This window comes from Streptomyces sp. NPDC033177, assembly GCF_055577715.1.
In genome coordinates, this window is sequence record NZ_JBVIPS010000005.1 from 325,996 (window position 1) to 349,656 (window position 23,661).

Genomic DNA, 23,661 nt, shown 5'->3' on the forward strand with positions numbered 1-23,661 from the left:
CACCCCCCCCCCCCCCCCCCCCCCCCCCCCCCCCCCCCCCCCCCCCTCCCCCCCCCCACCCCCCCCCCCCCCCCCCCCCCCCCTCGCCCCCCCCCCCCCCCCCCCGCGCGCGTAGAGGGTCGGTCGGAACTGCGGGCTCAGGTCCACAGCACCGCGATGAAGATGTTTGCGACGGTCAGCAGGCCGACGGCGCCGAACATCCCCTTGTCCACCTTCTCGTCGTCCCGTTTCACGTAGACCAGCGCGAGGATCACGATCAGGACGGCCATCTTGATGCCGATCTTGACGTTGTTGACCGGGTTGTCGTCCGCCTGGTTGAGGCCCACCAGGATCACGCCCGTGACGAGCATCGTGAGCGCGCCGTGCAGCATCGCGGGGTTGAAGCGGGCCGTGCCCTGGCCCATCTGCTTCATCTGGGTGAGGAAGCCGCCCAGGAGGGAGGCGATGCCGATGATGTGCAGGCCGACGAAGATATGGGTGAGAACGTCCATGGTTCCGGAGCCTAGCCGGGGCCATAGCACCACTCCGTAGCCAGGTGGGCCCCGAGCGCAGCATCGGTCACGCGCGCCGCCGAAGGGTTCCGGTCGGGCGGATCGCGCAGTCACTTGAGGTCATCGAACGCCACACTTGCGCCAGTTGCGCACAATCCGTCACCGACCCGTGACGGTCAGGTTTAGCGTCCTTCGTCAGGTGACCGGCTCCCCACCGCCGCCCGGACCCGGGGCGGCAGTCGGCCACCACCGCCGAGAATCCGGCGGCGGTCCGCTCCCCCTGTGCGGGCCGTCGCCGGAACCTTAAGGAGCCCCCCTTCGTGGCAGCGCACCGCAAGCCGAAACAGCGCTCGCTCAGTGGCCATACGGCCCGTACCGCCGCCACCATCGCCCTCGCGGGAGCCGCCACGGCCACCGCCTTCGACGGCACGGGGCACGCGGATCCACGGCTCAGCCCGGCCGAGGTGAAGGCCAAGGTCGACGCGCTCTACCGCGAGGCCGAGATCGCCACCGAGAAGTACAACGGAGCCAAGGAGAAGGCCGAGCGCGCCGAGAAGTCCCTGGGCGAGCTGCGTGACGAGGCGGCCCGCAAGACGGAGAAGCTCAACTCGGCGCGCGAAGGGCTCGGTTCGATCGCCGCCGCGCAGTACCGCAGCGGAGGCATCGATCCCGCCGTCCAGCTCGCGCTCTCCTCCGACCCGGACCAGTACCTCGAGCGCGCCGCGATCGCCGACCGCGCGGACAGCCGCCAGGCGGCGGCCGTCACCGGCGTACAGAAGCAGCTCCGTGAGATCGATCAGCTGCGTACCGAGGCCGACGGCACCCTCGCACACCTCGAGTCCCGCCAGGCGGAGCTGAAGAAGCACAAGAAGACGGTCAACGGAAAGCTCGGCGCGGCCAAGCGGCTCCTGTCACAGCTCACCGGCGACCAGCGCGCGGAGGTCGCGGAGCTCGCGGGCGAGGACAGGGCATCCCGTGACACGGGCCGTGACGGCCTCCGGGGCGCCCCGGGCAAGGCACCCAACTCCCGTGCCTCGGCGGCCGTCTCGTACGCCTACAAGGCCCTCGGCAGCCCCTACGTGTGGGGGGCCACCGGACCCGACGCCTTCGACTGCTCGGGGCTCACGCAGGCCGCCTACCGGTCTGCAGGTGTCGCCCTGCCGCGCACGACGTACGCGCAGATCGCGGCGGGCGAGCGTGTCCCGCGCTCCCAACTCCAGCCGGGCGACCTGGTCTTCTTCTACCAGGGCATCAGCCATGTGGGCCTCTACGTGGGCAACGGCCAGATGATCCACGCCCCTAATCCGAGCGCGCCGGTCCGCCTCGCACCGATCAGCCAGATGCCGTTCGCGGGGGCGACGCGCGTGGCGTGAGGAAAGTGCGGGGCTCCAAGGGCGTGAGGGGCTTCAGTGCGTCCCGCGAGACCGTGCGGGCCCGCCGGTACCGTCAGGGCCATGACCCGCCGTACGTTGCCGCCCCCTCCGCCACCCGCCCATCTGCGCACCTGGCCGGACCGGAACGCGCTGCTGTACGACCGCGGCATGGCCCTGGAAGACCTGCGCCGCCGAAGCCTGAGCGTGCACCGCCTCCTGCTGCTCTGGCTGTTGGCACTCGGCTGCGTCATCGGCTGGGCGCTCCTTGCGGTGCCGCTCGAGATGATCGAGGACCACGATCCGATGGCCTTCGTGATGGGTCCTCTCTGCGCGGTCCTGGGCCTCGGGGCCATCGTCCCCTCGGTCGTGGGCGTCGTCATCGGCGTCCGCAAGGACCAAAAGCTCCGTGAACTCACCGACAGCTGGCTGGCGCTGGACAGCCACCCGGCGTCGGACTCCGCTCTGCGCTCCCCCGCCCTCAGCCTCTGCTGGCTCCTCTCGTCCCTCACGGTGTGCGCGCTCGGCCTGTGGGCGTCCTTCGCGGCCGCCGCCTACGCCGAGCCCGGCAGGGACTCGTACAGCGACGTCGTCCTCGGTATGGGAGCGGGCCTCATCATGTGGCTGACGGGCCTCATCGGCATCACCAAGGCGCTGGGCCACTACCGCTGGGCGATACGGCAGTTGGGCCCCGCCCCGGTGGCGAGCGGCACACGCCGCTGAGCCGGGGCCAGGCCGAAGACCGGGGCCGGGCCGTGGGTCAGACCAGCCGCCGCGCCGTCGCCCACCGCGTCAGCTCGTGACGGTTGGACAGCTGGAGCTTCCTCAGCACCGCCGACACATGAGACTCGACCGTCTTGACGGAGATGAACAGCTGCTTGGCGATCTCCTTGTACGCGTACCCCCGCGCGATGAGCCGCAGCACCTCCCGCTCGCGCTGCGTCAGACGGTCCAGGTCCTCGTCGACCGGGGGTGCGTCGGTCGACGCGAAGGCGTCGAGGACGAACCCGGCCAGGCGCGGCGAGAACACCGCGTCGCCGTCCTGCACCCGGAAGATGGAGTCCACCAGGTCGGTGCCGGTGATCGTCTTGGTGACATAGCCGCGGGCACCGCCGCGGATGACTCCGATGACGTCCTCAGCGGCGTCCGAGACGGAGAGCGCGAGGAACCGCACGGGACTCTCGGCGTCGGACATCAACGGCGCGCAGCGGCGCAGTACTTCGACGCCGCCGCCGCCCGGCAGGTGCACGTCCAGGAGCACGACCTCGGGCCGCGTCGTCGTGATCACCGTGACCGCCTGGTCGACGTCCGCGGCCTCTCCGACCACCTCGACCCCGGTGATCGCGGTCCTGCCGATCTCCGCCTGGACGCCCGTACGGAACATCCGGTGGTCGTCGACGAGGACGACGCGCGCCCGGCGGCCCTCCGGGGCACCGCCCGCGGCGGCGCCCGCCGCTTCGGCCGCGTCGGCCGTCGCCTCGGCGGGCTGTGCCGACTCGGCCGCACCCTCTGTTCCACCCCTGGGCTCCACGGGCTCGCTCGCGTCGCTCATGTCGTCGCCGTCCTCTCCATCTCCAGCTCGACTTCCGTGCCGCCCCCCGGCACCGCGCGCAGCCGCGCCGTGCCGCCGTTGCGCTGCATACGGCCGATGATCGATTCTCGTACGCCCATGCGGTCGTCCGGCACGGAATCCAGATCGAAGCCGGGGCCACGGTCCCGGACGGACACGAACACCGTCTCCCCCTCGACTTCGGCGAAGACCTGCACCGCACCGCCCTCGCCACCGTACTTGGCGGCGTTCACCATTGCTTCCCGCGCGGCCTGGGTCTGCGCCGTCAGGCGGTCGTCCAACGGGCAGTCGCCGACTATGACGACCTCGATGGGGACGCCGTGCTTGTCCTCCACCTCCGCGGCGTCGCGCCGGACCGCTTCGGCGAGGGTGTCGGGCTCGTCCGCCTCGTCCTTGCCCGTGCCCTCGGGTTTGTAGAGCCATTGACGCAGGTCGCGCTCCTGGGCGCGGGCCAGGCGGCGCACCTCCGAGGCGTTCTCGGCGTTGCGCTGGATCAGGGTCAGGGTGTGCAGGACCGAGTCGTGCACATGAGCGGCGACCTCCGCCCGCTCCTGGGCGCGGATACGCATCAGCCGCTCCTCGGAGAGGTCCTGCATCATGCGCACGAGATAGGGGCCGGCGAGCAACGCGACGCCGACCAGCACGGCGAGCGCCGCCTGCAGCACGGAGCTGAGGTGCGAGGTGGAACCCTGCAGCACGACGATGCCGGAGACACCGGCGCCGACCAGCAGCACTCCGGCCCCCGCGCGGGCGATGGTCAGGGTGCGCCTGCGGCGGCCGACGGCCATCCAGCGGGCCCGGCGGGCGTTGTCGGCCTGCCGCCAGACCAGGGCAACACCGGCGGCGACGAGCAGGGTCGGCCAGAGATAGGCCTTGGTCGAGTTGCCCAGGTCCACATTGCCGACGAAGACCATGGCGACGATGACCATCGCGAGCAGCGCGACGAGCTGGCCCTTGTCCGGCTTGCGGGCCACGAGTCTGCGGCGTCCGTCGGGCGACGTCTCGGCGGTGACGGCCGAGGGCGGGCGCATCGCGTCGACCCCGCCCACACCCAGCGGCACGAAGAACCAGAACGCCGCGTACAGCAGACCACCGAGCCCGTCCGCCGTGAACAGGCCGACGAAGATCAGCCGCACCCAGACGACGGGAAGACCGAGATGACCGGCGAGGCCGCGCGCGACACCGCCGAGCCAACGGCCGTCACCGCTGCGATAGAGCTTTCGCAGCGGCCGCTCGTCTTCGATGGATACTGCTGCGGCTTCCGGCATGTCTCCGATATTCACACGCGTACGCGGGCACGGGCATCAGGGTCGACCCCCGAGACGTCCCTGATCTCCGACCCGGAAGGCAGGGCGCGGAGGTCAGGGCAGGGCTGTGTCAGGGGTGATCTCAGGGTTCGGCCAGGGTTGTCCCGACTGCCGCGGCGGCCTCCGGCCCGTCACCATGGACACATGAAAGACGAGCAGCCCGCCGGGTCGGGCCCGCAGGCCGCACCGCACGATCCTCAGTTCGCCACGGCGCAGGAGCCGGGCGGGCCGATGGTCGTGATGGCCTTCCGCCGCGACCGTCGGCACAAAAGGCTGGGGGGCGTGTGCGCGGGGCTCGGTCAGCACTGCGACATGGATCCGGTGATCTTCCGGATCGGACTCGCGCTCCTCTCCCTCACCAGCGGGCTCGGCCTTGTCTTCTACGGCTTCGCGTGGCTGTTCGTCCCTTTCGCGGACGAGGAGGAGAACGAGGCGCGCAGGCTCCTTTCCGGCCGGGTGGACGGTCAGGCACTGACGGCCGTGCTCTTCGCGCTCGTCGGCTGCGGCGTCTTCCTCTCCCTGCTGAACAACGGCGGGGCGCTCACCTTCGCGGCCGTCCTCGCGCTGCTCCTCGCGGGCGCGGGGTACTGGTCGCAGCAGCGCGGCACGACCGATCCCGACCCGGTGGCGGCCCAGGCCGTGGCGGACGCGCCGCCCGAGGCGAAGGCGCCACCGGTGGCAGGAGCCCCCTCGTGGTGGCGGGACCCGATCATCAAGGACGGCACGCACGACGGGATCTCGGGCTATTTCTGGGGGCCCGAGGGGATGACCGTTCAGTACCAGCCCGACCCGCCGCACGGGCAGCCGCGGCCGCGCGCCCCCGAGGTTCCTCCCCGGCCCCCCAAGCCGCGAGGTCCACGCTGGATCGGCGGCCTCGTCTTCCTGGGCGCACTGCTGGCCGCAGGCCTCGGCACCGGCCTCACGTGGGAGGAGCAGTCGCTCGGCACCAGCCTGCAGACGGGCCTCGCCCTCGCACTCGGGGTGTTCGGCGTGGGCATCGCCCTCAGCGCCTTCCTCGGACGCACCGGCGTGGGCTCGATCATCCTCGCGTTGATCACGGCGGGACTGCTCGCCGGCTCGGCCGCACTGCCCAAGGACATCAGCACCACCTGGGCGGAGACCGAGTGGATACCGACCGCGGCCGGACAGGTCCAGCCGCAGTACGAGCTGGGGACGGGCGTCGGCACACTCGACATGACCCGGGCCGGTCCCGGCAAGGGACAGACCGTGAGCACCGGTGCCGAGGTGGGAGCGGGTCAGCTGAAGGTGATCGTGCCGAAGGACAGCACGGTGAAGCTGGACATCGAAGTGGGTGTCGGCGACATCCAGTTGCCGGACGACGGCAAGCAGGACGTGGACATCGCTCCGGGCAAGGAGAAGTCGGTGACGCTGGACCCGGTCGCGGGAAGCAAGGACGGCGGCACGCTCGAGCTGCACGTCGAAGTGGGCATCGGACAGGTGGAGGTGACCCGTGCTACGCCATGAGTTCCATCCCGGCAAGCTGGTCCTTGGCCTGTTCCTGCTGATAGCGGCCATCGCCTACGCGGGCGACGCGGGCGGCATATGGGACACGCCGTGGTTCCTGGCCTTCCCGCTCCTGCTGGCGGGTCTGCTCCTCGGAGGCGCGGCGGCAGCGGTGTCGTACGGCATACGCGGCCGGCCCACGGCCCGTACGGCGGACCGCCGGGCCGACGGCGCCTAGCCGTCCGGCGGGACACCTGGCCGTCCGGCGGCGGTCAGCCGAGTCCCGCGGCGTGCCTGCGCCGTTCCGCGATCATCGAGTCGACCGAGAAGACGGACGCCCCCGCGAGGATCAGCGGGAGCCAGGCCATCAGGTAGATCAGGTCGTTGCCGTAGTAGTAGGGCTCGGTGGACCAGCTCATGGTCAGCCAGAGGCTGAGCGAGATCAGCGCCCCGCCGAGCGCGGCGATCCGGGCGAACAGGCCGACGAGGGTGCCGATGCCGACGGCCAGTTCCCCGAGGGCGATGGCGTAGCCGAAGCCGACGGGGCTCTTGAGGGCGAGGTCGACGAGTTCGGGGATGGCGGAGATGTCACGGACGCTCTCCATCTGCTGGCCGATGGAGCCGTCACCGCCGGCCGACATGAAGACGCTGTCGGTGATCTTGTCCAGACCCGCGTAGATGAACGTGACGCCGAGGAAGATCCGGAGCGGCAACAGGGCGTATCGGGAGGCGCTCTCCCGCCAGCCGCTGCTTCTGACGTAGCTGGTGTGGCTGTCGGTGCGCATGCCGTGTGCCATCGCTCTCGCCGCCTCTCCCGTGACCCGCCTCGCCCATTGACCCGTCATCTGACGATACGTACGAAGAGGGGGCGCTGCTCAGTGGCTTGCACCGAATTCGCGACGCCCGGCCCGAAGCCGGGCGGTGGCGCTCAGTCCGTGACGTCGATCGTGCAGCGGTTCGTCTCCACACCCGCGGCCGTAATCACCTGGACGTCGACGCGCCCGGGCTCCACGTCGACCGGGACGGGGACGGTCAGGGAAGTGTCGGTCGGGTTGGTGAACCCGCCCGGCACGGGCACGAGCGGCACGTGGACGTGCACGGTCCCGATGCGAACGACCATCCGGGCGAGACGATCGGCGCTCTGCCCGCCCGGGGGCACGAAACCGGCGCCGCGGATCTCGATGTCGTCGCCCGTGCGGATCGGGGCGTCGAGATCACCCGCCTCCCGGGCGCGCACCACGGAGAGGATCACGGGCCGGCCGCCCTCGGCGTACTTGCCCGCGAGGTATGTCGCCGCCGACACCAGGACGAGGACCGCGAGACCCCACGGCAGATCAGGCAGCTGCTCGGGGCGGCGCGCGAGGCGTACGGCGGCGAAGATCATGGCGACGGCGCTGACCAGGACGTACTGCGCGTCGGCGAAGCTGCCGCGGCCCGCGTCGTCGGTGAGCAGGTCGGCGGCCCTAGGCCGGTCGGCGGGCACCTTCTGGAGCCGCTGGCCAAGGACGCGCAGACCGACCACGCGACGTACGAGCACGGCGACCCCGCAGACCACGGCGAGGACGGTCACGGCACCGGCGGCGCGGGCGAGGTCGAGCCCGGCGATCAGCTCGTCCCGCTCCCGGTGGCCCGACGCCCCGGCGAGTTCGCCGACGAGGACGAGCACGGCGAAGACGAGGAGGAGAAGCCAACAGGCGGCAACGGCACGGGAGGTGGAGAGGCGGTTGTCCTCACCGATCAGTGGGGCGAGGACGCCGCCGCGCGCTCGGTGCACATATCCGGCGGCGGTCAGCAGAGCGGCGACGACCGCGGCCGCGAGTACCCCGGCGGTCCGGGCCAGGGTCCACCCGGTGCCGATCGCGGTGAGCGCCTGGACCAGGAGCAGGACGCCCACGCCCACCCAGACCACGGCGGCCGTGCGGCGCCAGAGGTGGCCGAGCCAGGCCTGGCCCTCGGCCCTGCCGCGTTCGGCGACGGCGTGCGCGGACTGGGTCAGCTCGTCCGACACCCACTGCCGGGAAGCGCCCGCCGAGTGGGCGACCGCCGCGGGCAGCCCCTGTCCCGCCGCCAGTTCGTCGCGTTTGGCGAGGAACGCGGCCACGGCACGCCGATGCCCCTCACGCGAGCCGTGGGGGCAGTCGCCGCATGTGCAACCGCCCCCGTGTGCGCCGTCGCGCGCCTCCTGCACCGCCACCGCGTACGCCGCCTTCCCCACCCTGGTTCGAACACCGAAACGTGAACTTCCTTGCGATGAAAGGGGATTGTGCCGTACTAGGAGACGATCAGGTTCCTCGGGTCAGGTCAGCGAGGGTGATTCGGCCGTACGCGTGTTGACGCCGGGAGTTGTCGGCTCGGGAACAGGCTCAGGCCAGCAGATCCGGTTCGCTGCGGCTGATGTCCTGCCACAGCGACTGGTAGTTGATCCACGCCACGAGATCGCTGCCGAGCTGCTCGCGGGTCGCCACCGCCTGCTTGTGGCCGATCAGGATCGGGCGGCCCGCGGCCCGCGCGCTCAGCTGGACCTGGCAGGAGCGTTCCATCGTGAGGAACCACCAGGCGGCGGCGTCGACGGAGTCGCCGACGGTGAGCAGCCCGTGGTTGCGCAGGATGACGGCCTTGTGGCCGCCGAGCGCGGAGGCGATCCGCCGGCCCTCGTCCGAGTCCACGACGACGCCCGTGTAGCCGTCGTACAGCGCATGGCTCTCGTAGAAGGCGCAGGACTCCTGGGTGATCGGGTCGAGGAGTTCGCCGAGCGTGGACAGGGCCCGGCCGTGCAGCGAGTGGCAGTGCGCGACGGCGACGACGTCGGGCCGCGCCAGGTGCGCCTGCGCGTGCACGGTGAAGGCGGCCTGGTTGACGTGGTGGCGCCCCTCGACGACCTGCCCCTCCGCGTTGGCGAGGACCAGATCGCCCACGGTGATGTGCTTGAAGGGCATCCCGAAGGGGTTCACCCAGAAACAGTCCTCGTGCTCCGGATCCCGCGCCGTGATGTGCCCCGACACCCCGTCCTCGTATCCGAGCCGCCCGAAGATCCGCAGCGCTCCGGCGAGCCGTTCCTTGCGATGGCGCCGTTCGTCCGCCAACGAGTCGTGCACCGGCGGCATCGCGAACTGCAACCGCTCGACGGGTATCGGTGTGGGCGCCTGCATGTGTCCTCCATCCCTGGCTGTACGGAGCGGAAGTTACCGCCGGTCAGCGCAGGAAGACAGGGGTCCCCTGTGAAGAGAGTGCGCAACAGGAGCGCGAGGCCGGGCGGAAATCGGTGGGTCATGCCGGACAGAAGGTGTCGGGTATCGGCGGGACACTCGCCGTATGACGACGAACTGGGCAGCCTTCAGCGCAGCGGAACCCACCTTCGCGCGGACCGCCGAGGAGCGGTTCGGCCTGTTCACGCACCACGTACTCGCCACGCTCCGCAAGGACGGATCGCCGCGCACCACCGGGCTCGAAGTCCGATTCCTGCACGGCGAGTTGTGGCTCGGCATGATGCCGGACTCGATGAAAGCGCTCGACCTGCGCCGTGACCCGCGCTTCTCGGTCCAGGCGAACCCGGGACCGGGCACGGAGATGGCGGGCGGCGACATCCGGGTCTCCGGGCGGGCCGTCGAGGTGCGGGATCCCGAGGTCGTCGCGCGGTACGTGGGCGAGGTGGACCCGCCGGATCCGGCCGCGTTCCATCTCTTCCGTACGGAGCTCACGGAGGTGGTCCGGACGTACATCGAGGACGAGAAGTATCTGGCGGTGCAGCTGTGGAAGCCGGGCGGACCGGCGCGGACGACCAGGCGGACCTGACGTACGCGAACGGCGCCGCCCACCTCGGTGGACGGCGCCGTCTCAGCGCTGCGGGACGACTCCCGCGGGGAGGTCTACTCCCACTCGATGGTGCCCGGCGGCTTGCTCGTCACGTCGAGGACGACGCGGTTGACGTCGGCGACCTCGTTCGTGATGCGCGTCGAGATCTTCGCGAGGACGTCGTAGGGAAGACGCGACCAGTCGGCGGTCATGGCGTCCTCGGAGGAGACGGGCCGCAGCACGATCGGGTGGCCGTACGTCCGGCCGTCGCCCTGCACGCCCACGCTGCGCACGTCCGCGAGCAGCACCACGGGGCACTGCCAGATCTGCCGGTCGAGACCGGCCGCCGTCAGCTCCTCGCGGGCGATCGCGTCGGCCTCGCGGAGCAGGTCCAGGCGCTCCTTGGTGACGTCGCCGACGATGCGGATGCCGAGGCCGGGACCCGGGAAGGGCTGGCGCTGGACGATCTCGTCCGGCAGACCGAGCTCCTGCCCGACCATCCGCACCTCGTCCTTGAAGAGCTGGCGCAGCGGCTCGATCAGCTGGAACTCGAGGTCCTCGGGGAGGCCGCCCACGTTGTGGTGGGACTTGATGTTCGCGGTGCCGGTGCCGCCGCCGGACTCGACGACGTCGGGGTAGAGCGTGCCCTGGACCAGGAACTCGACGGGCTGGTCACCCGGCGCCTCGGCGACGATCTCCGCCTGGGCCTGCTCGAAGACGCGGATGAACTCGCGGCCGATGATCTTCCGCTTCTGCTCGGGGTCGGAGACCCCGGCCAGCGCGCTCAGGAAGCGCTCCTGCGCGTCGACGACCTTGAGCTGCACGCCCGTGGCCGCGACGAAGTCCTTCTCGACCTGCTCGGTCTCGCCCTTGCGCATCAGACCGTGGTCGACATACACGCAGGTCAGCTGCGAACCGATGGCCTTCTGTACGAGGGCGGCGGCCACGGCGGAGTCGACACCTCCGGAGAGGCCGCAGATCGCGCGCTTGTTGCCGACCTGCTCGCGGATCGCGGTGAGCTGCTCCTCGACGATGTTGCCGGTGGTCCAGTCGGGCTTCAGGCCCGCGCCCCGGTAGAGGAAGTGCTCCAGGACCTGCTGGCCGTGCGTGGAGTGCATCACCTCGGGGTGGTACTGCACGCCGTACAGCTTCTTCTCGTCGTTCTCGAAGGCCGCGACCGGCACGACGTCCGTGGACGCGGTGACGGTGAAGCCCTCGGGCGCCGCGCTGCACGCGTCGCCGTGCGACATCCACACGGGCTGCTCGGACGGGGTGCCCTCGAAGAGCGTCGAGCCCGGCTTGGAGACGGCCAGGGGCGTGCGGCCGTACTCCCGCGCGCCCGAGTTGTCGACGGTGCCGCCGAGGGTGATCGCCATCAGCTGGAAGCCGTAGCACATGCCGAAGACGGGGACTCCGGCCTCGAAGATCGCGCGGTCCAGGCGCGGCGCCTCGTCCGCGTACACCGACGAGGGACCGCCGGAGAGGATGATCCCGGCGGGGTTCTTGGCGAGCATCTCGGCGACCGGCATGGTGCTCGGCACGATCTCGCTGAACACCCGGGCCTCGCGGACGCGGCGGGCGATGAGCTGGGCGTACTGCGCGCCGAAGTCGACGACCAGAACGGTGTCGGGGGCGGCGGCAGCGGGGGACGCTGATGGCACGGCGGCGGCCTTCCGGCGTTGAGCGTGAGCTTGAGCGTGAGCTGGGGCTCGTGCGTGAGCAGGGGGTCTGTTTTGTCGATTCTACCGGGCTCGCGGACACCCCTTTCGTCGCATCCGACGGAGGCCGGTCCCCCACGCGAGGTGCCGGGCGAGGTTCCGGCCAGGGCGCCGGGGGTTCTGGGGAGGCGTCTCAGTATCCGAGCCGCGCCGGAGCCCGTGTTGACCGGGCACGCGCGCGTGGGGGCATACTGGGCCCGTGACCAAGCACCTCAGCTTCCTCTTTACCTATGGCAACCGGCCCGCCGGCTGCCATGGTCGAGCTGCTTGATCCACTGACAAGCGACTTCCCAGGCGCCCCGGGCCGACAAGGCCCGGGGCGTTCTGTCATTTCCGGACCTTGTCGCTCCGGGGCACTCCACCGAGATCCACATCCGATCAGGAGCCCCAGATGACCATCGCCACGACCGACAAGACCGGCGCCCGTACCCCCGAGGCCGCCGGCGTGATCGAGGGCGCACGCGACCGCATCGACGCACTCGACGACCGCATCATCGGTCTCGTACAGGAACGGATGGCCGTCTCGGCCGTCATCCAGGAGGCCCGGATCGGATCGGGTGGCCGTCGCGTGAACCTCTCGCGCGAGATGGAGGTGCTCGGCCACTACAGGGACGCGCTCGGCAAGCCCGGCACGTCGCTCGCGATGACGCTCCTCGAACTGTGCAGGGGCCGGGTCTGAGCGCCTCGCGACACAAGCCCGCGGCCCCCGGTGTCCCACCGGATCTGAGTTCGGGTCCGCTCTCACCCGTACGGCGCGTGACCAGGCCCGGAGGGATTTCGTTGGTCCCGATGTCCGTGCCAGCCAGGGGCGGGCACGGAAAAACCACGCGTGGCTCCGCTGGAGCGATGAGGCGCACACCTGGTGTGCGCCGTGGGACCTCGCTCCAGAGACGTGACCGGACGGCAGGGGACAGCAGCCCGGTCACCCAGGGAACGGTCGGCTTCGGGGACGCCCGAAGCCGACCGGCCTCCGTCCCGAAGTCCCCCCCGGCCGGGCGTCCCCACCGCCCCCCGGTCCCCAGGTCCCTCAGCTTTCAGGCTCCTACGTCCCCCGATGTAGACCAAGGTGTCCCTGTTCGTCCGGATCATGTCGAACCGGTTGCGCGCGTCACGGCGCATCCACCACGATGCGTAGCAAGATGGCCGCGCGCGCGGCACTGCACAATTTCATTGCCATTGGTCGAGACCACCTGTGCGCCCCCCGTGCGCCGGGCAGGCGCCGGGGTAGGCCACCGGCGCATCTCAGGCCCGCGGCGCACTCCCCCGGCGCCGCTCCGTGGCACCGACGCTGCCCTGACGTCGGTGCTGACGGCCAAGGGCCCCGCGGTTCCGTCCCGCGGGGCCCTTAGCTTTGCGGCCGCTCGACACGCTTCTGCCTCAGCTTCTGCCTCTACTTCTACTTCTACTTCTGCTTTGCCCCGGCCAGCTTCGTGAGCTGCGCCTCGACGATCGCGTCGTCCACCTTCGGGTCGCCCTCCTCCTCGGAACGGGCCGACCGCGGGTCGAAGATGTTCGAGGCGCGGAAGACGACCAGCGTCGAGCCGCTGCGTACGACCGAGACGCGATCCCTGTGCAGGAACTCACCGGTCCGGCTCGCGAGCTTGTACGAGACGGCCTCGTCGCCGTCGACCGGGCCGGGCTGCGGCCTGACACCGATGTACCGGCGGCCGCCGTCCCCGAACGTGGCGCACTTCTTCGCCTTCGTCGCCGCGCGCAGGGTGTCCATGGTCTTCTCGGCGTCGGCCTGGCCGTACGCGAGAAGCACGACCTCGGTCGTCGTGGTGTGCGCGACGTCGGTGCTGGTCAGCGTGCGGCTGACGTGCGCCTTCGACTTCGCCGCGGCGGCAGCCGTGGGCATCTCGGCGAGCGGGCGGCACTCGGCCGGGCTCACGCGTCCCGTCGACGGCCGAGCCTCGTCCCTGGCCTCTCCCGGACCGGGCTCGACCTTGTACTTCTTCACGTCACCCGAGGCCAGAGCCGCCTTCTCCAGCTGCACCGAGGCCGAGAGAGAGGGCGCGCCCTTGCGCCCGGACTTCCCGTCCTCGCCGACGCCGTCGCCATCGCCGCCACCACCGCCGCCGCTGCACGCCGCCGTCAGACCGAGCACCGCCACGGTCGAAACAGCCACCACGCCTCGCGACACAGCTGACTTCACGTTCCCGCTCCCCCACTCTCGTACGCACCGCGCGGAGTCACCCGCACCCCTCCTACGACGGAAGATCGTTACGAGCGGTTCCCCACCCCGGGTCCCCGGGCTACTGCCAGATCCAGAACCGGAACGGGCTCAGGAACACGATCGCCAGCGCCATGCAGCCCACCACGATCACCACGCTCCACACCCGGCGGCTGCGCTCCGAACGCCCGCCGCGCCGCGGCCCGGTCGGCGCGGCGCGCCACTCGTCCGGCCGCCACGCCCCGGCGGTGCCCTCCCCCCGCGCCGCCTTGCGCTTCCTGCGCCGGCGGCCGAGGGCACGGGATTCGGCCGCCTGTCGAAGCGCCGCCTCCTCGTCGAGGCGCCGCAGCCGTTCGGCCACCATGCGCGCCCGCGCGGACGGCTCCTTCGGCGCCGAGGTGCGGATGTCGCGCAGACTGTCGCGCTCGAACCGCTGCCACACGTCGTCCGGTATGTGGTCCGGTATTCGGTCCGGTCTCCCGTCCTGCTTCCCCACGCCGCCCCCTCCTGTTGCACCACCGTGGCTCACCGTCGAGCGGAGGAATGTCTACGGCACCCGGCAGTGGACGCACAAGCCATGTGATCCACGCCACATAAGAATTCTGTGAGTTCGAGGACAACCATTCACAGGCGACGCAGGTCATGCATGCGTAACAACGGCCACACCCGCGTCCCCACCGCGGAGGCCTCCACCTCCGTACCGCCCGCCCGGTGGTACGCCGGACTCACTGAGGTCTTCATGAAGCTTCGCCGTGTCATGGCCGCCGCGGCCGCGACCGCCGCAATAGCCCCGATCGCGCTGCTGTCGGCTCCCGCCGCCTTCGCGACCGAGGGCACCACCCCGGCCCCGAGCGCGACGGCCACCGAGTCGGCCACGCCTCCGGCCACGGGCACCCCGACGGAGCAGCCGTCCACGACGCCGCCGCCGAGCCCAACGACCACCGCGCCGACCACGCCGGCGCCGTCCGGGACTCCCACCGAGACGGGCAAGCCCTCGGAGACGGCCAAGCCGACCGGGAAGCCCACCGAGGAGCCGACCGAGGAGCCCACGGACTGCCCGGTCGACGAGGACGGCGAGGACGCCGACACGAAGCTGGAGATCGGGCTCTCGGGCCTGCCCGGCAAGATCGTCGCGGGCAGCGGCTGGCACCAGTTCAAGCTGACCGCCTCCAACCCGACCGACCAGGACCTCGGCATGGTCGAGTGGCTCGCCATGGTGGACAACTACACCGAGAGCGAGGACGAGAAGGACTGGCTCGCCAACTACGCGCAGATCCAGTACCTCAACCCCGACACCAAGGCCTGGGAGTCCATCGCGGACGAGGTCTCGGGCGGCTTCTACTTCGGCTCCACCCCGCTGGGCGCCAACGAGAAGGTCGACATCAAGCTGCGCCTCAACGTCAGCGCCAAGGCCCCGGCCGGCGACGGCTACGCGCTCGGCCTCGGCGGTTACCTGGACTCCGACGAGAACTGCGTGCGCAGCGCCTTCTCCCTCTACGAGTTCACGGTCCTGAAGGCCGGCAGCTCGAACGAGAACCCGGGCGAGGCCGACAAGAACGAGGACGGCAAGGCCCCCGCCGGCGGCAAGACGCCGGCCGGTGGCGCCAAGGAGATCCCGGTCACCGGCAACCTCGCCGAGACCGGCTCCAGCTCCATGCTGCCGACCATCGGCCTCGTCGGCGGTGTCGCCGTCATCGCCGGAGCGGGCGCGGTCTTCGTCGTCCGCCGCAAGAAGGCCGACGCCACCGCGTAAGCACCGGTATCGGCACGCCGCTCAGCGGCACTGAAGCACGCGAAAGGACCTGCGCTCGGAGGGGGGTGCAGGTCCTTTGGCGTATCCGGGGGCCACCGACCGTACGCGGCGGCTACTTCTTGGCCGGCACCGCGGGCATCCCCAGGAAGGGCAGCTTCAGGGCGCCGAACGCGTCCGCCGGCACCGCCGGGGACTTCGGCTCGACGGCGGCGAGACGCACGTACTCGGCGCCCTGCGCGGGACGCGTGTCCTCGGCGCCCTTGTTGGGCCAGAACGACATCGCGCGCTCGGCCTGCGCGGTGATCGTCAGGGACGGGTTCACGCCCAGGTTCGCGGAGACCGCGGCGCCGTCGACGACCGAGATGCCGGGGTGGCCGTAGAGGCGGTGGTAGGGGTCGATGACTCCGGAGTCGGCCGAGTCGCCGATCGGGCAGCCGCCCAGGAAGTGCGCGGTCAGCGGGGTGCCCATCAGCTCGCCGACGTTCGACCCCGCGAAGCCGTTGATCTCCTTGGCGAGCAGCGACGCGGCCTCGGTGGCCTCGGGGATCTGCGTCGGGTTGGGCGCGCCGTGGCCCTGCCGTGCGGTCAGCAGGCCCTTGCCGATGCCCTTCTCCTTGCGGTACGTGGTCAGGGAGTTGTCGAGCGTCTGCATGACCAGGCCGATGATCGTCCGCTCCGACCAGCGCCGGTTGGAGAGCGAGCGCACCATCAGCCAGGGGTGCTTGACGGCGTTGCCGACCCAGCCGGCCACGCGCGCCTTGCCGCCCTTGATGCTGTACGGCACCTGGAGAATCGTCATGCCGCCCATCGCGTTGGACTTCTTGCCGTAGCGGACCGGCTCGATGTGCGTGGTGGCGTTCGGGTGGATCGACGAGGTGATCGCGACGCCCTTGGTGAAGTCGACCTTCTCGGCGCCGTGTTGCTTGCGGTAGCGGCGGTCGGTGGTCTGCGAGCCGACCAGGGCCTCGGAGTTGGTGCGGGTGAGCGCGCCGAGCCTGCCCGAGATGCGCGGGAGCAGGCCGGTGTCCTTCATGCGGTGCAGGAGCGTCTGCGTGCCGTAGGTGCCCGCCGCGACGACGACCTGGCGCGCCGTGAACGTGCGACCCTTGCCCTTGCGCTTGGCGTCCGTGGGCAGGGTCGCCACGGCGAATCCGCCGCGCGAGTCCTCGGTGACGGTGACGACGGAGGTCATCGGGTGGATGACGGCTCCCGCCTTCTCCGCCAGGTAGAGGTAGTTCTCGTTGAGGGTGTTCTTCGCGCCGTGCCGACAGCCCGTCATGCACTCGCCGCACTCGCTGCACGCCTTGCGGGAAGGACCCGCGCCACCGAAGTACGGGTCGGGAACTTCCTCGCCGGGCCCGGCCGTTGAAGTACCTGAGGCGTCCTGCTCGTCGCCGAAGAAGACGCCGACCGGCGCCATGTGGAAGCTGTCGCCCACTCCCATGGCCTGGGCGGTCGCCTTCAGGTGGATGTCGGAGGGAGTCGTGGTCGGGTTGAGCCGCACCCCGAGCATGCGCTTGGCCTGCTCGTAGTAGGGGCCGAGCTCCTCCTGCCAGTCCGTGATGTCCTTCCACTGCGGGTCGTTGAAGAACGGCGCGGGGGGCACGTAGAGCGTGTTCGCGTAGTTCAGCGAACCTCCGCCGACGCCCGCCCCGGCCAGCACCATCACGTTGCCGAGCAGATGGATGCGCTGGATGCCGTACAGGCCGAGGGCCGGTGCCCAGAGGTAGTTCTTGAGGTCCCAGGAGTTCTTCGGCAGCGACTCCCGGGTGAAGCGGCGCCCCGCTTCGAGCACGCCCACGCGGTAGCCCTTCTCCGTCAGCCGCAGGGCGGAGACGGAGCCGCCGAAGCCGGACCCGACGACGAGGACGTCGTAGTCGTACGACGCTTCGCCGTCCGAGCCGCCCCCGCCGTACCCACCGGCCTCGCTGTCCGGCTGTTTCTGGACAGAGCTCTCCTGTGACATTGACTCTCCTCGTTGAGAACTAACGCACTAGCGAAGCCGCAGGGACTTCATGACCTTCAGGCTGAGGCTCATGAACGCCGCGTACTTCTCGTCGTCCATGCCGAAGGACGGGGCGAGCGGCATCAGCCGCTGGTGTGCGACGGTCTGTGCCTCGGTGTACTTCAGGATGCCCTCGGAGCCGTGGCGGCGGCCGAGGCCCGAGTCCTTCATGCCGCCCATCGGCGACTGCACACTGCCGTAGGCGGGCGCGAAGCCCTCGTTCACGTTGACCGTGCCGGTGCGCAAACGGGCGGCTATCTTGCGGCCACGGCTGCCGTCCTTCGTCCAGACCGAGGAATTCAGTCCGTACGACGTGGAGTTGGCGAGCTCGACCGCTTCGTTCTCGTCGGTGAAGCGGTAGATGGAGACGACCGGGCCGAAGGTCTCCTCGGCGCACACCGCCATCGGGGCCTCGACGCCGTCCAGGATCGTCGGCTCGAAGAAGTACGGGCCGATGTCGGGCCGGGGGACGCCGCCCGCGACCAGCGTGGCGCCCTTGGCGACCGCCTCGTCGACGTGCCGCTTGGTGGTCTCCAGCTGCCGCTCGCCGACCAGCGAGCCCATCTCCGCGCCGTACGCGAGGGAGCGGCCGAGCCGCATCGCCTTCGTCCGCGTGGCGAAGCGCTCCACGAACTCGTCGGCGATCGACTCGTGGACGTAGAGCCGCTCGATGGAGATGCACAGCTGGCCCGCCGAGGAGAAGCAGGCGCGCACGGCGCCCGCCGCGGCTTTGTCGATGTCGGCGTCATGGAGCACCAACATGGCGTTCTTGCCGCCCAGTTCGAGCGAGACGCCGACGAGCCGGCCGGCTGCGCCCTGGGCGACCTCGCGGCCGGTGCGCGTGGAGCCGGTGAAGGAGACGTAGTCGGCGTGCTTGACGATCTCGGGTCCGACCACGGGGCCCTCGCCGATGACGACCTGGAAGACCTCGGCGGGCAGACCGGCCTCGATGATGAGGTCGCGGGCCCACAGAGCGGTCAGGCAGGTCTCCGTGTCGGGCTTCATCACCAGGGCGTTGCCCGCGACGAGCGCGGGAAGGGCGTCGCCGATGGACAGCTCGAAGGGGTAGTTCCAGGGCGCGATCTGGCCGACCACACCGCGCGGCTGACGGTTCTCGGTGACCTTCGTGAGGGTCGGTACGACACCGGTGTGGCGCTTGGGGTTCAGATACGCGGGGGCCTTGCGGCCGTAGTGCCGGGCGGCGACGGCGACGGCCTGCAGCTCCTCGTGCGCGTGCAGCCGGGCCTTGCCGGTCTCCAGCTGGATGAGGTCGAGGACCTCGGCCTGGCGCTGCAGGACCAGGTCGTGGAAACGGAGCAGGACCGCGGCGCGCTGCCGGACCGGCGTGCGCTCCCAGGAGATCTGGGCGACCCGGGCGCGCTCGAAGGCGGTGGCCACGTCCTCGGGGGTGGACTCGGGCAGGTCGGCCAGCTTCTCGCCGGTGAACGGCGCGTGGTTGGCGGTCCGGCCCGATCCGATCACGTCGCGGGTGAGCTGCGCGATGAGCTCGGGAGTCACCACGTCGGCGGCGGTGCGCGCGCCTTCGGGGGCGGTGGCTGTCGGGTTCGTGCCGAGGGGCGCTGCGATGGCCTGCGAGTCCGTCATGGGGGTGAGCGTAGGCCCAGGTCAAGGTTTTGGGTACCCGTCGGTAATCAGCTTTCACCGGGCGGACACACGGTGCCAGCGTTCACTGGCGACAAAGGGCCTGATCAGCGGCTTAGTTGCAGTTGATCAAGAGGGGACGCGAATTTCACGCGTCCCCCCTCTCCGACCGCGGTGGGTCAGAGCTTGTCGATCTCCAGATTCGCGATGGCGGTCCTGGCCACCTCGCGGCCCCGCTCGGTGAAGTCACCCTTGCCGGGATAGTCGATCCACAGCCGGTACATGTTCCCGGACTCGGTCCGGTAGTAGAAGATCTTGGCCTCGTGCGGCTGCTCGGACTCCGAGTCGGTGTACTTGACCGTGTTCTCGGCCGCGTCGCGCTCCTTGTACTTGCTGTCCTTCGTCGTTCCGTCGGGGACGGGATCGCCGGCCATGCTGCTGAACTTGGACTCGCCGCTCGCCTTGAAGTCCTCCATGTCGGCGTACGCCTGGGAGGCGGCTGACCCGAGGATCTCCGTGGTGGTGTCCTTCTTCTCCGTGAGATCGAGCGTGATGAAGACGGCCCCGCTGGGATCGGTGTATCTGATCCAGGTCTTGTCCGAGTCGGCGTCGTCCGGCTTGCTCTCCACATAGTGCTGCGGCGCGGAGACGGTGGCGGCGACGGCCTTCGCCTCGTGGTCCTTCCAGCCCTCCGCCTCCGACCCCGCGAAGGGGTTCACGGCGATCAGGACGCCCGCCGCCACGGCCGCGACGACCACCCCCGCGATGACGGCCAGCACCTTGCGGCTGACGAAGACGCCCTTGCCGCCGCCTGCGTCACCGGTGACCGTGACGACCCGCGTGGGCGCGGGCTCCGGCGGCTTCGCCGCTTGCTCCAGCAGGGCGCGGACCTGCGCGGCGCGTGGCCGCTGGCCGGGGTCCTTGACCAGGAGGCCGTTGATCGCCTGGGCGAGCGGGCCCGAGGCCGAGGCGGGCGCCGCGGGCGTCGCGTTCAGGACGGACTGCAGCGTCGCCGGGGTGTTGTTGCGCCGGAACGGCGAGACGCCCTCCGTGGCGGCGTAGAGCACCACGCCGAGCGACCAGAGGTCGGAGGCCGGCCCCGGACGCTGGCCGAGGACCCGCTCCGGGGCGATGAACTCGGGCGAACCGACGAAGCCGCCGGTGTCCGTCAAGTTGGTCTCGCCCTCGATCTGGGCGATGCCGAAGTCGGTGAGGATGACGCGGTCGTGCTGCCCCAGCATCACGTTGTCCGGCTTGACGTCACGGTGCAGGATGCCCGCCTGGTGGGCCGCGTCCAGCGCGCCGAGCACCTCCAGGCCGATGCGGGCGGCGTCGCGGGCGCCCAGGGTGCCCTCCTGGAGCGCGGCGCCGAGCGAGCGGCCCTGCACCAGCTCCATGACGATCCACGGCTGGCCGTCCTCGACCGCCACGTCGTGGACGTTGACGACGGCCGGATGGTCGAGGCGGGCCGCGGCGCGCGCCTCGCGGCGCATCCGCTCGAAGACGTTGGCACGCTCGCGCTCGGGCAGATGGTCGGGGATGCGGGGTTCCTTGACGGCGACCTCGCGGTCCACCGTCTCGTCCTTCGCGCGCCAGACCGTGCCCATGCCGCCGTGGCCGAGCTTGGAAAGCAGGCGGTAGCGGCCCGCGATCAGCCGGCCCGCGCCCGGGTCCGGCTCGGACGGCTGGTTCGGCACCACCTGGGTGGGCTGGGCGTACGGCGACGGGGGCGGGGTCGGCGGGCCGGGCTGCTGCTGGGCGTACGGGTTGCCTTCGGAACCACCCGGACCACCCTGGCCGCCCTGACCGCTCGGGCCGCCCTGGCCGTAAGGACCGTCCTGTCCCCCTTGCCCGGGGGCAGCGGGCTGCGGTGGCTGCAGTCCGAAACTGGTTGGTTCGTACGGGCCGTAGGAGGCTCCCCCGTCATTACTCATGCCCCATGACTACCTTGCCGACGGCCCGGGGTTCCACCCGGGTCACTGACTTGTGACAGGGGTGATGCGCCGGGCGAAGCCTCAGCGGCGTACGAACGAGTCCACCGCCGTGTCGAAGTACCGCCGCCCCTCCTTGGCCTTGCCGACCGGCGCCGAGACCCACACGTCGTACATCCGTCCGCCCTCCTCCCAGCACAGGTCGAACGTGTGCCGGTCGCCCTCCGCCTGCGTGAAGCCGTCCCAGCTGAACTGCCAGAGAGCGGCGGGGCGTCCGTTGTGCGAGGTCTCGGTGACCTCCCCGTCCCGGTAACCGGGGTTGTTCTCCGGCCCCTTGGCGTCGGAGCGGCGCTGCACGGCGAGCGGGCCGCCCGGCTCCGGGGTCGACTCCTTGATGCCTATGCGGAAGGTGCCGCCCGACGATTTGTAGAAGGTGCGGGGCCCGTCCACCTCGCGTGTGAAACCGTCCGGCACGGCGAGCGTGAAGCCGCGGGGGTCCTTCGTCACGCGGTAGCCCTCGGGGGGCTCGGGCGTGGAGGGCTTGGGGGTGCGGGAGCCGCGCGTGACCGTCACCGTCGGGGTCGGCGAAGGTGTGGGGCTCACCGTCTTCGTCTGTGCGGACTGCGTGGGGGGTGCGGTGGGCGTACCGCCGCCGCCGTTGGCGTCCCGGCTCATCAGGAGTGCGGCGGATACGCCGGCCCCGGCCACCGCGGCCACGAGCGCGGCCGCTATGAGCATGGCTCTGCGTCTGCGACGGGAGGGGCCTGCCGGCTGCGCGGGCGGGCGTGTGGGCAGGTCACGGTAGGTGGGCGTGTAGCCGCCGGGCCCGGCGGCCGGCAGAGCGGACGGCTGGCCGCCGGCCCGGCCCGCGGGCGTCGACGGCATCCGCCCGGTCTCGACGTAAGTCCGCAGCAGCCGCTCCGCGTCCACGGTGCCGAGGCGCCGGTCCGGGTTGCGTTCGAGCAGGCCGAGGATGACGGGCAGCAGCGGTGCGGCGGCGGGCGGGGGTCTGATCTCGTCGAAGACGACGGCGTGCAGCACGCCGCTGATCGAATCGCGGCGGAAGGGCGACTCGCCGGTCAGCGCGGCGACGAGGAGCGCGCCGAGCGACCAGAGGTCGGACTCGGGCCCTGTCCGCTCGCCCGACATCCGCTCGGGCGCGGTGTATTCGGGGGAGCCCACGAACGACCCGATCTCCGTGAGCGTCGTCGCCCCGCTGACCTGCGCGATCCCGAAGTCGGTGAGGACGACGCGGCCGGTCGTCTCCTCCATGAGGACGTTCGCGGGCTTGATGTCGCGGTGCAGGACCCCGGCGGCGTGCGCGACACGCAGCGCGCCGAGGAGGGCGATGCCCATGCGGGCCACTTCCCGCGCGCCCATCGGGCCCGCCCGCGCGATCCGCCCGGCCAGCGAACCGCCCTCGATCAACTCCATGACGATGTACGGGTGGTCGCTCTGCACGACGACGTCGTGCACGACGATGATGTGCGGATGTCTGAGCTGCGCGGCCGCCCGCGCCTCGCGCAGGGTCCGCTCACGCTGCTGCGTCGCGTCGGATTCGGAGAGCGTGTCGTCGAGGGCGAGTTCCTTGACGGCCACCTGGCGACCGAGAAACTGATCCGTGGCCTGCCAGACCACGCCCATGCCACCCCTGCCGAGCCGCACGTCCAGGCGGTAACGGCCAGCTATGACCCGGGCGTTGTCCCCCACGCTCCCCATGCGGCCATCATGCCCCACTAGGGGTGTTCAGGACTGTCCGGTTACGGTCAGGGTTTGGCCCTTGGCCCACATGAAGCTGCGCGAAGGCCCAGACACAAGGGGTCGCTCGTCTCAAACTAAACCCCGTCCTGACGATGAGGCCGACTGGCTCCACATGGACACATCGACGCAAAGCTACCTCGCGACGGGGACGTGTTAATCCTACACAAGGCAGCTTCGCAACACGGTCTAGCCCTCGATCATATGCGCCATCACGCATGCGTCATAGGCGCGCGTTTTAGTAACTCCTATTGCCCGCAGCTGCTTATTGCAGGAAGTGGAATTTGATTCACCTGTATGACACGCCTTTTTGACCTTGGGGCCTACCGTGTAGTATTGCGCCAAGTATGTCTTACACAGATTCTCATCCGCCGAAGCAGGGGATGCCACCATAATTGGGAGAACCCCCGCAGCGACGACTACACCAGCCATGGTCAAAGCCCTCTTTGCATGCCGCAAGTTCACGCACTTCCTTATTTGCTCGAATGGCGCTATCAGCCCACGCAACGGCGCGTTGACCGAACACAAGAAGATCACGAGAGCGCTGCACGTACCACCCGGGAGCGCAAGTATGGCGTGAATCTTTCGACCTGAGCCGTCACTCTCGCCCAGATCTGACACTAAAACGCCCACACCGGTTCAAAAGCGGCACATGCTACTCAAGGGGCTCGACCGTTAAATGAAGCTGAACGAGTCGGCCCTTCACCACAAGACCCAATGACCACCA

At 70.5% G+C, this 23,661-nt stretch carries 20 protein-coding genes; 7 read left to right on the forward strand and 13 right to left on the reverse strand.

What is annotated here, in order from left to right:
• Positions 1-137: 137 nt before the first annotated feature.
• On the reverse strand, positions 138-491 hold the full coding sequence (locus ACZ5U5_RS19520; protein ID WP_469023126.1) for a hypothetical protein: 354 nt from the start codon (positions 489-491) through the stop codon (positions 138-140).
• A gap of 320 nt (positions 492-811) precedes the next feature.
• Here ACZ5U5_RS19520 and ACZ5U5_RS19525 point away from each other — a divergent pair, with 320 nt between their 5' ends.
• Complete coding sequence (locus ACZ5U5_RS19525; RefSeq protein WP_469023129.1) at positions 812-1,864, forward strand: C40 family peptidase; 1,053 nt, start codon at positions 812-814, stop codon at positions 1,862-1,864.
• Positions 1,865-1,945: 81 nt separating this feature from the next.
• Complete coding sequence (locus ACZ5U5_RS19530) at positions 1,946-2,584, forward strand: hypothetical protein (protein ID WP_469023131.1); 639 nt, start codon at positions 1,946-1,948, stop codon at positions 2,582-2,584.
• Positions 2,585-2,621: 37 nt separating this feature from the next.
• Here the strand turns inward: ACZ5U5_RS19530 and ACZ5U5_RS19535 are convergent, their stop codons facing one another.
• Positions 2,622-3,413 (reverse strand): LuxR C-terminal-related transcriptional regulator, encoded by a 792-nt coding sequence (locus ACZ5U5_RS19535; RefSeq protein WP_469023134.1) that lies wholly within the window; start codon positions 3,411-3,413, stop codon positions 2,622-2,624.
• Positions 3,410-4,699, reverse strand: coding sequence for a PspC domain-containing protein (locus ACZ5U5_RS19540; RefSeq protein ID WP_469023136.1), 1,290 nt, complete (start codon positions 4,697-4,699; stop codon positions 3,410-3,412). The genes ACZ5U5_RS19535 and ACZ5U5_RS19540 overlap by 4 nt, the downstream gene beginning before the upstream one ends.
• 183 nt (positions 4,700-4,882) lie before the next feature.
• Between ACZ5U5_RS19540 and ACZ5U5_RS19545 the strand changes: the two genes are divergently transcribed.
• Positions 4,883-6,223 (forward strand): PspC domain-containing protein, encoded by a 1,341-nt coding sequence (locus tag ACZ5U5_RS19545; protein WP_469023138.1) that lies wholly within the window; start codon positions 4,883-4,885, stop codon positions 6,221-6,223.
• Complete coding sequence (locus tag ACZ5U5_RS19550) at positions 6,210-6,440, forward strand: hypothetical protein (protein ID WP_469023141.1); 231 nt, start codon at positions 6,210-6,212, stop codon at positions 6,438-6,440. Before ACZ5U5_RS19545 ends, ACZ5U5_RS19550 begins: the two co-directional genes overlap by 14 nt.
• 34 nt (positions 6,441-6,474) lie before the next feature.
• On the opposite strand, the gene ACZ5U5_RS19555 is transcribed toward ACZ5U5_RS19550, so the two are convergent.
• The 3 genes from ACZ5U5_RS19555 to ACZ5U5_RS19565 form a co-directional block, all read right to left on the reverse strand.
• Positions 6,475-6,999, reverse strand: a complete 525-nt coding sequence (locus ACZ5U5_RS19555) for a DoxX family protein (protein ID WP_469023143.1) — start codon at positions 6,997-6,999, stop codon at positions 6,475-6,477.
• Positions 7,000-7,130: 131 nt separating this feature from the next.
• Positions 7,131-8,396 carry a hypothetical protein gene (locus ACZ5U5_RS19560; protein ID WP_469023146.1) on the reverse strand — a complete coding sequence of 422 codons (1,266 nt, stop codon included), beginning with the start codon at positions 8,394-8,396 and terminating at the stop codon, positions 7,131-7,133.
• A 169-nt stretch (positions 8,397-8,565) separates the two neighbouring features.
• Positions 8,566-9,351 (reverse strand): class II aldolase/adducin family protein, encoded by a 786-nt coding sequence (locus ACZ5U5_RS19565; protein WP_469023149.1) that lies wholly within the window; start codon positions 9,349-9,351, stop codon positions 8,566-8,568.
• A gap of 163 nt (positions 9,352-9,514) precedes the next feature.
• On the opposite strand from ACZ5U5_RS19565, the gene ACZ5U5_RS19570 reads away from it, so the two are divergent.
• A complete protein-coding gene (locus ACZ5U5_RS19570) occupies positions 9,515-9,994 on the forward strand; it encodes a pyridoxamine 5'-phosphate oxidase family protein (RefSeq protein WP_469023152.1) in 480 nt (159 codons plus the stop codon).
• A 74-nt stretch (positions 9,995-10,068) separates the two neighbouring features.
• On the opposite strand, the gene guaA is transcribed toward ACZ5U5_RS19570, so the two are convergent.
• Positions 10,069-11,655 (reverse strand): glutamine-hydrolyzing GMP synthase, encoded by a 1,587-nt coding sequence (guaA, locus tag ACZ5U5_RS19575; protein WP_469023154.1) that lies wholly within the window; start codon positions 11,653-11,655, stop codon positions 10,069-10,071.
• Between the two features lie 397 nt (positions 11,656-12,052).
• Here guaA and ACZ5U5_RS19580 point away from each other — a divergent pair, with 397 nt between their 5' ends.
• The gene (locus ACZ5U5_RS19580; RefSeq protein WP_469023157.1) at positions 12,053-12,391 is read left to right on the forward strand and encodes a chorismate mutase; all 339 of its coding nucleotides are present in this window, start codon (positions 12,053-12,055) and stop codon (positions 12,389-12,391) included.
• 723 nt (positions 12,392-13,114) lie between these two features.
• On the opposite strand, the gene ACZ5U5_RS19585 is transcribed toward ACZ5U5_RS19580, so the two are convergent.
• Complete coding sequence (locus tag ACZ5U5_RS19585) at positions 13,115-13,867, reverse strand: hypothetical protein (protein ID WP_469023159.1); 753 nt, start codon at positions 13,865-13,867, stop codon at positions 13,115-13,117.
• Between the two features lie 100 nt (positions 13,868-13,967).
• Positions 13,968-14,381, reverse strand: a complete 414-nt coding sequence (locus tag ACZ5U5_RS19590) for a hypothetical protein (RefSeq protein WP_469023162.1) — start codon at positions 14,379-14,381, stop codon at positions 13,968-13,970.
• A gap of 150 nt (positions 14,382-14,531) precedes the next feature.
• Between ACZ5U5_RS19590 and ACZ5U5_RS19595 the strand changes: the two genes are divergently transcribed.
• Entirely contained in the window at positions 14,532-15,638 is a 1,107-nt protein-coding gene (locus tag ACZ5U5_RS19595; RefSeq protein ID WP_469023165.1) for an LAETG motif-containing sortase-dependent surface protein, read from the forward strand.
• 112 nt (positions 15,639-15,750) lie between these two features.
• On the opposite strand, the gene ACZ5U5_RS19600 is transcribed toward ACZ5U5_RS19595, so the two are convergent.
• The 4 genes from ACZ5U5_RS19600 to ACZ5U5_RS19615 all read right to left on the reverse strand — a co-directional run bounded on the left by ACZ5U5_RS19600 (position 15,751) and on the right by ACZ5U5_RS19615 (position 22,895).
• Entirely contained in the window at positions 15,751-17,604 is a 1,854-nt protein-coding gene (locus tag ACZ5U5_RS19600) for a GMC oxidoreductase (protein WP_469023168.1), read from the reverse strand.
• Between the two features lie 27 nt (positions 17,605-17,631).
• Positions 17,632-19,248 (reverse strand): succinic semialdehyde dehydrogenase, encoded by a 1,617-nt coding sequence (locus ACZ5U5_RS19605; protein WP_469023170.1) that lies wholly within the window; start codon positions 19,246-19,248, stop codon positions 17,632-17,634.
• Positions 19,249-19,424: 176 nt separating this feature from the next.
• Positions 19,425-21,179 carry a serine/threonine-protein kinase gene (locus tag ACZ5U5_RS19610; protein WP_469023172.1) on the reverse strand — a complete coding sequence of 585 codons (1,755 nt, stop codon included), beginning with the start codon at positions 21,177-21,179 and terminating at the stop codon, positions 19,425-19,427.
• Between the two features lie 81 nt (positions 21,180-21,260).
• On the reverse strand, positions 21,261-22,895 hold the full coding sequence (locus ACZ5U5_RS19615) for a serine/threonine-protein kinase (protein WP_469023174.1): 1,635 nt from the start codon (positions 22,893-22,895) through the stop codon (positions 21,261-21,263).
• Positions 22,896-23,661: the final 766 nt, after the last annotated feature.